This window comes from Oleiphilus sp. HI0043, from assembly GCF_001634935.1.
In genome coordinates this window covers 1-680 of the sequence record NZ_LWEY01000680.1, presented here as the reverse complement: position 1 = coordinate 680, position 680 = coordinate 1, and the positions used below count along the sequence as shown (strand labels likewise).

Annotated in this window: 1 protein-coding gene; it reads right to left on the bottom strand. The window is 48.5% G+C overall.

The genetic code is table 11. The features are described from left to right. Nucleotides 1-680: ATP-grasp domain-containing protein (locus tag A3729_RS08155; protein WP_156497791.1), on the bottom strand; the 680-nt coding region annotated here is incomplete at both ends.

The window sequence follows — 680 nt, the reverse complement described above, 5'->3', positions numbered from 1 at the left end:
TCTTAATGGCATCAACAACATGCGGACGACCTTCTTGAACCTTATTAATAGACTCAACTTCCAAGCCTGCCTCTGCTAGCGCTTTCGCAGTACCGGAGGTTGCGACCAAAGCGAAACCAATTTCGTTAAGCAGGCGTGCCACTTCAATTACGCCTTCCTTATCAACTTCTCTCACGCTCAAGAACGCCTTACCGCCGCTCGGCAATACACCACCTGCAGCAATAACTCCTTTAGCAAAGGCTTCATCGAAGGTATCACCGATACCCATAACTTCACCCGTTGACTTCATTTCAGGGCCAAGGATCGGGTCAACAGATGGGAACTTGTTGAACGGGAAAACAGACTCTTTGACACTGAAGTGCTTAGGCACCACTTCCTCGGTAAAGCCCGCCTCTGCCAGGGTTTTACCTGCCATACAACGTGCAGCAACCTTCGCCAATGAAGTGCCAATAGCTTTAGAAACAAACGGTACTGTACGTGATGCTCGAGGGTTAACCTCGATCACGTAAATCAAACCATCCTGATAAGCCAACTGGACGTTCATCAAACCTACAACACCAAGTTCTAGACCCATAGCTTTAACGACTTCCTTCATCTCTTCCTGAACTTCTTGAGACAAGGTATATGGAGGCAATGAACAAGCCGAGTCACCCGAGTGTACACCCGCCTGCTCGATATGC